The 11,644-nt window shown below is 56.2% G+C and carries 9 protein-coding genes; 8 read left to right on the forward strand and 1 reads right to left on the reverse strand.

Annotated elements, in window-relative coordinates; all coding sequences use genetic code 11:
- Positions 1-63 precede the first annotated feature (63 nt).
- Complete coding sequence (locus VL547_RS05415; protein ID WP_325576020.1) at positions 64-714, reverse strand: phage integrase SAM-like domain-containing protein; 651 nt, start codon at positions 712-714, stop codon at positions 64-66.
- 283 nt (positions 715-997) lie between these two features.
- Between VL547_RS05415 and VL547_RS05420 the strand changes: the two genes are divergently transcribed.
- The 8 genes from VL547_RS05420 to VL547_RS05455 form a co-directional block, all read left to right on the forward strand.
- Positions 998-1,414 carry a hypothetical protein gene (locus VL547_RS05420; protein WP_325576022.1) on the forward strand — a complete coding sequence of 139 codons (417 nt, stop codon included), beginning with the start codon at positions 998-1,000 and terminating at the stop codon, positions 1,412-1,414.
- A 187-nt stretch (positions 1,415-1,601) separates the two neighbouring features.
- The gene (locus VL547_RS05425; RefSeq protein WP_325576024.1) at positions 1,602-2,168 is read left to right on the forward strand and encodes an SMI1/KNR4 family protein; all 567 of its coding nucleotides are present in this window, start codon (positions 1,602-1,604) and stop codon (positions 2,166-2,168) included.
- 128 nt (positions 2,169-2,296) lie between these two features.
- Positions 2,297-3,502 (forward strand): Pycsar system effector family protein, encoded by a 1,206-nt coding sequence (locus VL547_RS05430; RefSeq protein WP_325576026.1) that lies wholly within the window; start codon positions 2,297-2,299, stop codon positions 3,500-3,502.
- A gap of 12 nt (positions 3,503-3,514) precedes the next feature.
- A complete protein-coding gene (gene ppk1, locus VL547_RS05435; RefSeq protein WP_325576028.1) occupies positions 3,515-5,464 on the forward strand; it encodes a polyphosphate kinase 1 in 1,950 nt (649 codons plus the stop codon).
- On the forward strand, positions 5,461-7,989 hold the full coding sequence (locus tag VL547_RS05440) for a BamA/TamA family outer membrane protein (protein WP_325576030.1): 2,529 nt from the start codon (positions 5,461-5,463) through the stop codon (positions 7,987-7,989). Before ppk1 ends, VL547_RS05440 begins: the two co-directional genes overlap by 4 nt.
- A gap of 16 nt (positions 7,990-8,005) precedes the next feature.
- Positions 8,006-10,393: a hypothetical protein gene (locus tag VL547_RS05445; RefSeq protein WP_325576033.1), complete on the forward strand. Its 2,388-nt coding sequence runs from the start codon at positions 8,006-8,008 to the stop codon at positions 10,391-10,393.
- Positions 10,394-10,403: 10 nt separating this feature from the next.
- Entirely contained in the window at positions 10,404-11,021 is a 618-nt protein-coding gene (locus VL547_RS05450) for a phosphatase PAP2 family protein (protein WP_325576035.1), read from the forward strand.
- Positions 11,022-11,059: 38 nt separating this feature from the next.
- Positions 11,060-11,644, forward strand: a 585-nt coding sequence (locus tag VL547_RS05455) for a prolyl oligopeptidase family serine peptidase (RefSeq protein ID WP_325576037.1), incomplete at its 3' end; no start/stop codon positions are given.

Consider the following 11,644-nt stretch of genomic DNA (forward strand, 5'->3'; position numbering starts at 1 on the left):
ACCTTACCCCGGCCGAATATTTTGAACTTGAATTGACCCATAAAAATCAATTGAAAACTCCAATTACGAACTAGCGGCTTTTAGGGGAAGCCGACACCGTAGCTTACAAAGGTCTTTGAAGTTTGCGCCGTTGCAGTAAAAACTAAGCATGAACATATCCCGAGCCCGCTGTACCGCCTCAACCTCGCTGGAATAGGTCGCCAACTTACCAATTTCTTCTGCGGATAGCGCTTTCTTGACGTTCTTGCCAGTTGGGATGACATACTTGCCCTTTCCGAACGGGTAAACATCCTTCTCAATAAGCCCACAGACAAGCGCCTGATTGAAGATCGCCTTGGCGCACCGGCAATACATGCCGATCGTTGTCTTGCTTCGGGGGCGTTTCTCCGGCCCCTTGTCATCGGCACCGGCGAGCATCCAGCGCTCGTAGTCCTTCAGGAAATCGACGGTCACGTCCGCGTACCGGAGTCTGACCGTCTCCCCCTTTTCATTAAACCGGTTATGAAACTTGTGCATGCTCGAAATGGCCAAGCAGTATTGGGAGGCTGTCTTCGGCTGCTCATCCCTTATAGCATCGTGGTATTCCCGGAAGAGGTTGTTGAACTCCGTACCCTTTGGACGCACCTTAAACCACAGGCTTTTGAATCTAGGGAAGGTGAAATCGAGTCCATCCGCACCCATTTCCGACAGGATTTCCTTCGCCCTATTGAGCACCTTATCCGTTTGGTCCTTATCCTCCTGGAAGCGCCTGGGGGGCTTTACCTGGTTGATCTGCTCCCATTCCTTTACCGTAAAGCGGAAATCCGTTCCGAAATACTTGCGGTCGCGATGGTAGTTGATCCTCAGCTTCAGCGCGTGTTTGGTATCCTCCTGGTCGACGGCGGGATCGTTGTAGTCTTTTCCTGAAGGGGGAGCAAAAGTCCATAAGACATTGATCTTGTGGGTTTTCTGTTTTATAAGGGGGCACTACTCACGTATTGCAGTAGATTTGAGCAATATGCAAACTTTGCATCTCAAGCACGCCGTAAGAAAGGGAGACGCCCACCGAAAAGAGCGGGAATTCTTAGAATTTTATGTTTCCGGACGATCGCTAAAAAGCATTCTTGGAATAGAAGATTCCGATCTCGTGACATCGATTGACCTCGACAGGAACAATAAACAGATTTTGAATGTGTTCAGAGGTAAGGAAAAATCCAGGTTGGAGACCGGGCGGGTAATGATTTATGTATGTCCCGAATGCGGTGACATTGGCTGTGGTGCGATAACAGCGATCATTTTGGACCGCGGGGCCAAAATTATCTGGAGTGATTTCGGATCGGAGGCGGGAGATGGCGTAACGGAATTATATGCTCATATCGAGCCGATTGAATTTGATAGGCAAAGTTATTTTTCCGCCTTTTCAAAATTGAAATAGTAAGTCCGATCAATTCGGCGTGTAGCATCTTTTTACAATTTAATCGTCTTGTAAAATCAGGCTAATGTAAACCCCAGCGGCCTTTCCTAACGGGCCAAACCCGTCGCAAGGCACAGTGTTCCTCTAAATCAGCCCGAAAAGGGAATCATCGTATCTTGATGTATACTATTTAAAATATGCCGATTTGATGAACGATATTTCTAATATTTTGGGTGAATTCGACAGCGTCCTGCGCAAGTACAATAGGACCAACTATGACAGGTTGGAAATGCCTCTGCCGGCCGATAAAGTGGAATCGACTATGTATGCATGGAGGGTGAAAAATGACGAATTCCGGCAGTTATTCCTGTGGAAAAATGGTAATGACCCAAGGAAGGATAGTGAAAGATGTGAGTTGCATGACTATGGATCTTTTCTTAGTATGGAATATATAATTGAGATTAGAGAAAGAAAACATAAGTGGAGTGGAGATTTTATACCGATTGGAATGGATGACGAAGGACAAGCCCTTTTATTCAATAACGAACCAGGAAAGGATTATGGTAAAATTCACTTATACTCTGTGCCAGAGTTTTATATCGAACGGCCCATTTCGATCTTTGATTCTATAGGAACCATGCTTCGTACATATACCGAGGCGTACAAGCAGGGCTTGTTCGTTCTTGACGAAGAAATAAATTTTATCGACATCGAAGATGGCTATGAAGGATTTGGGGAATCGATGAACCCCAATTCCCAGTATTGGCGCCGGTGAGCATTAAATGGGCCGCCCGTGACCATAAGGTACTGCCGAAAAGCGTCTTATAAAAACCCCGGTTTGTAAAGCCCCTCGTCTCCAGAATCTATACAGAATTTGTATATTGACTATTCAAATGCCGGGAAATGAACTATCAGACTCTTATACAAGAGATAAAAACCTATGTCACCAACCTTGGCAACAACCCGAAGGAGGTCCGGCTACCGTATCATAACCCCGTTCATACCGAAGCGGTTGTCCAGGCGGCTACCCGCATCGCGGATCACTATCAGTTGAACGACGCGGATTTTTTCATCGTGCTGGCGGCGGCGTGGTTCCATGATACGGGGTATTATGTAGGGCCGCCGGCGGGACACGAGCAGCGGGGGGCGGATTTGGCGGAAGTTTTCCTGAAAGAGAAAGAAGTTCCGGCGGAGACGATTGCCTCGATACAGGGCTGCATCCTGGCTACCCGGCTTCCCCAGTCGCCGCACAACCTCCTGGAGGAGATTGTCTGCGACGCCGACCTCTTCCACCTGGGTACGGATGACTTCGGCGAGCGCAATAAGATCATGCACAAAGAGGCGGAGCTCCTGGCGGGGAAGGAAATATCGAAAGAGGACTGGCGCAAGGGGACGATGGCGCTGCTGGAGAACCAGCATTACCATACCGACTATTGCCGGTTGCTCCTGGAGGAGGGCTTGCGGGCGAACCTGGAGAAGCAGCGGAAGAAGGCGGCCGAAAACGCAGGGCCCGTGGTGGTCGAGCGTGTGGGGGCGGATGAGAGAAATGCCACAGGTCCCGGGGAAAAGAAAAAGAAGAAGAAGCGCTCCGAGCGCGGCGTCGAGACCGTCTTTCGCATCACCTCCTCCAACAACCAGCGCCTCAGCAGCCAGGCCGATAGCAAGGCGCACATCATGATCCAGGTGAATTCCATTATCATATCGGTCCTGCTCAGCGTCCTGCTGCGCAAGATCGACGAGCACATTTCCCTGGCGGTGCCCGTGGTGCTGCTGCTGTCCGTGAACGTGGTGACCATCATCTATTCGGTACTGGCCACGCGGCCCCATATCCCACCGGGTACTTTCCGGCCGGAGGACGTGGATGAGAAGAAGGTGAACCTGTTGTTTTTTGGCAACTTTTACCGGATGAGCCTGGAGGACTATACGGCGGGGATGGTAAAGCTGATGGACGACGCCGATATCCTCTATAGCAACCTCATCAAGGACGTCTATTTCCAGGGGATCGCGCTGGGCCGGAAGTACCGGCAGCTGCGCATTTCCTACAACGTTTTTATGTACGGGCTGATCGCGTCGGTGCTTGCGTTTGCAGTAGCGGCGATCTTTTTTTAAGGGCACGACACTATGGAGAATACAACCTACATGGACAGGGACCTTAGCTGGATCTCCTTCAACGGAAGGGTATTACAGCAAGCAGCGGATGCGGGGGTGCCCCTGATGGAACGGGTCCGTTTCCTCTCCATCTATTCCTCTAACCTGGACGAATTCTACCGCGTGCGCATGCCGGTGCTGATGGCCCTCGGGGCGACGGAGACATACGCGGCGGCGGAAGACGCCATCAGGCGACAACTCGAACAATTTGGCGGTATCCTGGCCGGGCAGCTGGTCCCGGGTCTGGAGGCGGACGGCATCGGGCTGATCTACAACAAGGAGTTACCGGAGGTCGTCCGTGAAAAGGTCACCGCGTATTTTTTTTCCACGATAGCGGCATTCCTCCGGATCGTCAAAGTGGACGAGGACTTCTTCCCCGAGAACAACAAATTGTACGTGGCCGTCTTCCTGAAGAACGACAGCAAGATCGCCGTCGTCAACATCCCCTCGGACGACATCCCCCGCTTCTACACTGTGGAGGCGGGCGGCACCCGATACATCCTTTTTATCGACGACCTGGTCAAGGCTCACCTGTCCTTCCTGTTCCCGGGCGATGGCATTGTCGGGGCCTGGTCCATCAAGACCACGAGGGATGCGGAGCTGGACCTCCGGGACGAGTACCAGGGCGACCTTGCCGAAGAGATAGAAAAACAACTCCAAAGACGCGACCTCGGGCTGGCCACGCGGTTCCTCTATCCCGCCGGATTGCCCTTTGGCTTCCTGCAACGGCTCATCCACCGGTTCAACCTTTTACACGCCAACCTCGTGGAGGGGGGTAACTATCATAACCTGAAGGACCTCGCGGGTCTACCGGTCGCTGACAAGGCGCTACAGTATGTACCCTGGCCTCCGCTGCAACAGGGGTTCGCGTCCGGGCCGGATTCCCTTTTTGACGCCATCGGCCGGGGCGACCGGTTGGTCCACCCGCCCTACCAGCGTTACGACGCGGTACTCCGGTTTTTTAATGAGGCAGCCACGGACCCGGGAGTGGAAGAGATATACGTCACCTTATACCGGGTCGCCAGCCAGTCGGTGATCGTACACGCGTTGATAAGCGCCGCCGCCAATGGGAAGTTGGTCACCGTTTTTGTGGAGCTGAAGGCCCGCTTTGACGAGGAAAACAACATCCGCTGGGCCAAGCGGATGAAGGAGGCGGGCGTAAAGATCGTCTACAGCATACCCGGTCTCAAGGTCCACGCCAAGGTCGCCCTTGTCAAACGCCGCAGGGAAGGGCGAGGAGAAGGCAGCAGGGAAGGACGCTTGCAGTATTTCGGGTTGTTATCCACGGGTAACTTCAACGAAAGCACCGCCCGTTTCTATACCGATCACGTACTGCTGACCGCACGGCCGGAATTACTCCGGGAGCTGGAGCTGTTGTTTATCTTCCTGCCCAGACGCCAAAAGCCCGAACGGCCCGACCTGATCCGTTTTGACCACCTGCTCGTGTCGCAGTTCAACCTCTTGTCCCGGTTTACCGGGCTTATCGACCGGGAGATCGGCCACGCCCGGGAAGGTCGGCCGGCCCGTATCCGCATCAAGCTGAACAACCTGGAAGAGCGGGTGCTCATCGACAAACTATACGAGGCGTCAAAAGCAGGTGTAGACATCGACCTGGTCATCCGCGGCATTTGCTGCCTCGTCCCGGGCGTCCCGGGACAGAGCGAACGGATCCGCGTCCGGAGGATCGTCGACCGCTACCTGGAACACGGCCGGGTCTTTATTTTCCATAACAACGGCGAAGAAGAAATATTCCTGGGCTCTTCCGACTGGATGGAACGCAACATCCACCGCAGGATCGAAGTTTGTTTTCCCTTGTACGATCCAAAATTGAAACGGCAGGTGGTCGAACTGATGGATATGCAATGGGCACCGGATTCCCAGGCCAACGTATATCGGTTCCTGGAGCAAAACGCATCGACATGAGGTACGCGCTAACCGTCATACTACTCACACAAACGCTGCTGTTAAAAGCGCAGGACAGCCTCCTCATCCAGGCCAACGCCTCCTTCGACAAAGTCGGCCACTTCCACCGGTGGCTGTTGGGAGAGAACTACCGGAAGGAATGGTCCGCCCCCACAAACCTGCCCGTCATCCGGCTATCGGAGATCCATGGCGGACTCATCGTTTTGCAACCGGGCGGGGGACACCAGACCCATTCGCTGCGGTTGCGGGATAAAACTGGTAAGGAATGGGTTTTGCGGAGCGTCAATAAGTACCCGGAAATACTTTTACCCGAGACCTTGCGCCAGACTTTTGCCAAGGACGTCGTAACCGACGCGATGAGCGCGCAACATCCCTATTCCGCCCTTTCGGTGCCCGTCCTGGCGGAGGCGGCGGGTGTCCCGCATGCCCATCCCATCATCGGCTGGGTCGCGCCGGACACCGCGTTGGGTGAATACGCGCCGTCGTTCGCCCGAACCGTTTGCCTGCTCGAAGAAAGAGAGCCGACGGGGCCATCGGACAATTCCTTCAAATTGTACAAGGAGCTCGATAGGGACAACGACAATACGGTGGACACCGTATTGTTCCTGCGGGCACGTCTGCTGGACCTCTTGATCGGGGACTGGGACCGGCACGAGGACCAGTGGCGATGGACGCCCGAGCCCTCGGGCAAGGGCGTCCGCTACCAGGCCGTGCCCAGGGACAGGGACCAGGCATTCCACATGATCGACGGGGTGATTCCCCACATCGCCACGGCGCCCTGGATCGTGCCGTTCCTGCATGATTTCAACGGCCGGATCAAAAAAATCGACGCATTTTTTACCGAGAGCAACGCCATGAACAAACGGCTGCTGAGCGGTTTCGATTATGACCGGTGGATGGCGGTAACCTACGCGTTCACCGCGGTCATGACGGATTCCGTCCTGGGGGCCGCCATCAGGGACCTGCCGTTGTCGTCCTACAAAATCGATCACGACCGGTTACTGGCGCTGCTCAAGGAAAGGCGGCAGAACCTCCCCGCCGCCATGGCGGCCTACTACCGCTTTTTGAACCGGGTGGTGGACCTGCCCCTCAGCAACAAGGACGAGTTCGTTTCCATCACCGACGCGACTGACCAACGTCTCCTCGTACGCATCTACAAGATCGGCAAGAAAGGGGAGTTGAAACAGCAGTTCTATGAACGGGTCTTCGACCCTTCGGTGACGAGGGAAATCCGCGTCTTTACGGCGGGCGGGGATGACAGCGTCCGTATCGACAACGAAACGTCCATACGGCTCCGGCTGACGGGCGGCAAGGGCAACAAGGTCGTCTACCTGGACAGCTCCGCCGGACCGGTCAAGGCTTATTTCCCACCCGGCCAGGTGCGGTTTGCCGGGGATTTGTCCGTGTTAAGGAAACACCTCTCCGCCGATACCCTCAACAAGGAATACGTGCCGACCAATCCATACGACAAAGTCATCCCTTCGATCACGGGCGGGTATAACCTGGACGACGGATTGTTGTTGGGCGCCGGCGTCAAATTCGTGAACCAGGGGTTTCGCAGGAAACCGTACGCCAGTATGCAGGAGCTTTCCTTCAAACATTCGTTTTCGACGAAGGCTTTTGCCTTCCGGTTTCACAGCGAGTGGCTGGAGACGATCGGCAAGGCCGACCTGGTATTGGATGCAAAAGCCCTTGCCCCGGACAATACGCAGAACTTCTTTGGCCTGGGCAACAATACGCCGTTTGACAAGACGGGTGACTACAAGCGGTTTTACCGCAGCCGGTTTAACATTTTCCAGGTAGATCCGTCGCTCCGCTGGCGCTGGGGTAAGCGGATGTCGCTGTATATCGGCCCTTCCGTTCAGTACTACCATATGGACTCTTCGGATAACCGGGGTCGTATCGTGACACAACCCGGTTTGCTGCATTCCTACGATAGCCTGACGGTAACCGACGACAAGGACTTCGCGGGTTTGTCGCTCCGTTTTGACTACGATACCCGCAACCGGCCGCTACTCCCCACGGCGGGTATACACGTCAACGCGCGGCTGCAGGCGTACGAGGGGCTGAATGCCTATTCGAAGTCCTTTGTACAGTTCATCCCGGAGATAACATTTTATCAGCACGTGGACCCCGACGCCGTCGTCGTGCTGGCGGATAGGGTGGGCGGCGGCCTGACCGGGGGCAGGGCAGCGTTCTACCAGTCCCTTTTCCTGGGTGGCCAGGAGAATCTCTGGGGGTACCGTCAATACCGGTTCGCGGGGTCGGATGTCCTGTATAACAACCTGGAGGCCCATATACGGATTGCCCGCCTGGCCAGCTATATCCTGCCGGGTGAACTGGGGTTGACCGGATTTTATGATATTGGCCGGGTATGGGCCGACGGGGATGACGGCGATACCTGGCACCAGGGCGTGGGCGGCGGTATCTATTTCGCGCCTGCCCAATTGCTGCTGTTACAATTTGTCATGGGGCATTCGGATGAAGGGTGGTATCCTTATGTAACCATGGGCTTTCGTTTTTGACCCTTTAGAACCATATATGCGACAAAACGTAGTATCTGTAAATATCGACCCGGTAGCGCCGGCGGAAAATCAGCCGGGACGGAGCTTTTCGTTCCGGGCCTTCCGGCGTTTCCTGGAAGAACAGGCGTCGGGCGGCGGCACCAAGGCCGCGGCCGGCCGCTACCTGGTCCAACAATACCGGCAATACCCCGGGGCGGACGACGACCTGGAGCCCGCGCAACTGGACGCCTACGTAGGGCTCCTGGAAACGGTCTATATGAGCCTTACAGATATAACCATGGATGAAAACCGGATGATCTGGGGGCTCTCGATGCCCTTTCAGCCGCAGATCGTCTATGGAACCGAAGCGTTGTATGGCCTCCTGGAAAAGGTCCTCCACCTGGGTGGCGATGGGCAGCAGGCATACCGGGTAAACCGGAAGCATACGCCGGTCCAGTACCTGTATGCCGTCATCCTGAAACGGTTCTTTCAGTATGAATACGCGTCGGGGATCGAAGAGATGACCCATTCGTTCATCGATCCCGAGGACGGCTTGTTCAAATACTTCCGGTTCAATGTAGACCCCCGCTTTATCGATATCCGGCCCATCCGGCCGCTACCGGACCTCCCCGCCGACCTGCTCGACGCAAAGCTTTGCGGCGGTAAGGCGTCGGGATTCCTGGAAAAACTGTTGCCATTGGATGGGTTCCACCTGTCGGGGTTCTCCGTCATCACCCTTACGGACGTAACGGCGCAATACGTCATCCACCTCATACGGAACCTCCTGATCCGTATCGGTTCCCGTTCCGTCAGGGACGTACCCGAAGACATCCGGAGCGAGCTCGTGTTATCCCTGCAGACGTTGATGGGCAGCCGGGAAATACACTTCGGGATCATCCCGCTGTACCTCCTCAACGACCGCCCGGTCATGGATTGGGGCAAGGACATGGGCAGCGTATTGCTGGACGCCGTCAAGCGGGAGGCCATGCCCCAGGGACTGCTGACGGAAAATGTCCGGCAGTTCATCAAAAACCCGAAGCCGATCTACTTCAGCGAAACGGAGGACGCACCGGCGGATGCCGCCGTCCCGCTGGCCGGGTTGATGCGGACGGCCGGTATCCGGGCTTTTGCCTTATTGCCCATCCTGTACAACCAGGAGGTCACCGGTTTCCTGGAGGTGTATACGCGCGAAAAAGGCCTGGACCTGGAAACCCGGCTAAGCCGGCTGGACAACGCGCTACCTTATATCGCCCAGCTGATGAGGGCCGGCGTCGACGAACTCGATACCAAGATCAGCCTTACCGTCAATGAATTGTATACCGCGGTCCAACCCGCCGTTCAATGGAAATTCAAGGAAGCCGCCTTGAATTACCTCCAGGCCAGGCTTCACCGGCAGGGGCAGGCCGTAGCAGAAACCATCCGTTTCCGGGACGTTTATCCGTTGTACGGCGCGATCGATATCCGCAATTCCACCGTCGAACGCAACCAGGCGCTCCAGGACGACCTGAAATTCTGCCTCGGGCGTTTGTCGGAGGTACTAAAAGGATTGACGGATGATTCACTGGCTTTTATGAAACGCGAGACGCAACGGCTCCTGGGAAAGCTCGGACCCGAGTTCTCGGAAAGCGACGAGCATGAGATCGGTCATTTCCTCCAACGGGAGGCCTATCCTGCCCTCCGGGCTGTACAGCAGTCGCTGCTGGCCGCTACCCTGGCCGACCCGGCAGGAAGCGGGGCCGCGTCCGTGCCCTACGCCCTCATCGACGGCTACCTGCACGCCATGGAAGAAGACAACGGCGACGGGTATAGGAACAGACGCGCCCTGGAAGCCTCCATGCAGCTGGTCAACCGCTCGATCGGGCAATACCTGGACCAGATGAATGAAGAGCTGCAACGGATCTATCCCTGTTACTTCGAAAAATTCAGGACGGACGGCGTCGAATTCGACCTGTATATGGGCCAGGCCATTGTACCGGCCAGGCCCTTCGAACCCCGGTTCCTCGACCAGGCGATGGTCTGGCAGCTCCGGGCGATGGCCGCCATACAGCGGCTCACCAGGGCGCTCCTGCCCCGGATGGAGCGGCCGCTGTACACCACGCAGCTTATCTTTATCAACGGCCGGACGATAGACATCAGTTTCCGCAACGACGAAAAACGGTTCGATGTAGAAGGCGCGTACAATATCCGGTACCAGGTCATCAAGAAACGTATCGACAAGATCCGTATCAAGGACTCCGGCGAACGCCTCACCCAGCCCGACAAAATCGTGATCGTATATTATTGGAAACAGGACGCCGAATCCTATTTCGGCCATATCGAGGCGTTGCAGAAAGAGGGCGTACTGGCCGGCGACCTCGAACAGCTCGACCTGGAGACCCTGCAAGGCGTTTCGGGGCTGAAGGCGCTAAGGATCAGCATTCTTTAAACCCAACCGAATGAGAATTCACCACTGGCTCTTCTTGACCGCCGCCCTCCACGCGCTGCCGGTGTCTGCCCAGACGGGCACGGGCCAGGTGGACCCGTTCCATCCGTCCGGCGGCCAGACCGCGGACATCCGCGTGCTGGAGATCCTGGCGGAACAACGTACCCCGGGACAGACCGCCTTTTGGCGGGCGCTGTCCAACGCCAACAATTATGTGAACGTAGCCATCCCCGCCGGTCTGTTGGTGGCCGGTATCATACGCCACGATGAGCCGATGCGGCAAAATGCCTTGTACATCGCCAGCAGCACCGCCGTCACCGCTCTCCTCAACTACGCGATCAAGCAGCTCGTCAAACGCCCGCGCCCTTTTCTTACCCATATCGATTTTACGCCCGTCTACCGGCCCGGGCAATATTCCTTCCCCTCCGGGCACAGCTCGGCCGCCTTTAGCAGCGCCATAGCCCTTTCCCGGGCGTACCCCCGCTGGTATGTCATCGCCCCGGCGTTGTTGTGGGCCGGCGGGACCGCGTACTCACGGATGTACCTCGGCGTTCACTATCCCTCGGATGTAGCCGGCGGAATTCTGCTGGGCGGGGGGACCGCTTTTGCGATGGGGTTCCTCAGGCCGTGACGAGCCCGGGTCCGGGATATTTTAGTATCTTACCTCACATGAAGACGAAAGCCTGCCTGCTCCTCCTTGTATGCTTTTGCGCCACCAGTCTTGCGCAAGCCCAACCCTCCCGGTTCAGCTATAACAAATACGCCGAAAACGGCGACACCCTCAACTATCGCCTGCTGTTCCCCGATGCCAACAAGCTCCGGAAGTATCCGCTGGTGATCTTCCTGCATGGTTCGGGGGAACGCGGGAGCGACAACGACGCGCAACTGAAGTGGGGGGTGATGAACTTCGCAACAGACCAGAATATGCTGGCGCACCCGGCGATCGTCATCGCGCCCCAGTGCCCCGAACACCAGACCTGGAGCAACGTGACGCCCACCAAGGACGGCAAGGGAATGACCCTTAACCCCGAGCCCGGCAAAACGATGCGATTGCTCATGGGGCTTATCCGTCAGCTGGAAACGACGATGCCCGTTGATACGGATCGCATCTACATAACAGGCTTGTCCATGGGAGGTTTTGGCACCTACGACGCCCTCGAACGCTATCCCCGCATATTCGCCGCGGCGGTACCCGTATGCGGCGGCGGCGATACCACCCGCGCCGCGTCGATCGCCCACATCCCCATGTGGATC

The organism is Dinghuibacter sp., assembly GCF_035492835.1.
Taxonomy (GTDB): domain Bacteria; phylum Bacteroidota; class Bacteroidia; order Chitinophagales; family Chitinophagaceae; genus Dinghuibacter.

Bases quoted from the DNA above. Each gene is read 5' to 3' on its own strand.
- VL547_RS05420 (WP_325576022.1), top strand. From the start codon at position 998: ATGCAAACTTTGCATCTCAAGCACGCCGTAAGAAAGGGAGACGCCCAC.
- VL547_RS05425 (WP_325576024.1), top strand. From the start codon at position 1,602: ATGAACGATATTTCTAATATTTTGGGTGAATTCGACAGCGTCCTGCGC.
- VL547_RS05430 (WP_325576026.1), top strand. From the start codon at position 2,297: ATGAACTATCAGACTCTTATACAAGAGATAAAAACCTATGTCACCAAC.
- ppk1 (WP_325576028.1), top strand. From the start codon at position 3,515: ATGGAGAATACAACCTACATGGACAGGGACCTTAGCTGGATCTCCTTC.
- VL547_RS05440 (WP_325576030.1), top strand. From the start codon at position 5,461: ATGAGGTACGCGCTAACCGTCATACTACTCACACAAACGCTGCTGTTA.
- VL547_RS05445 (WP_325576033.1), top strand. From the start codon at position 8,006: ATGCGACAAAACGTAGTATCTGTAAATATCGACCCGGTAGCGCCGGCG.
- VL547_RS05450 (WP_325576035.1), top strand. From the start codon at position 10,404: ATGAGAATTCACCACTGGCTCTTCTTGACCGCCGCCCTCCACGCGCTG.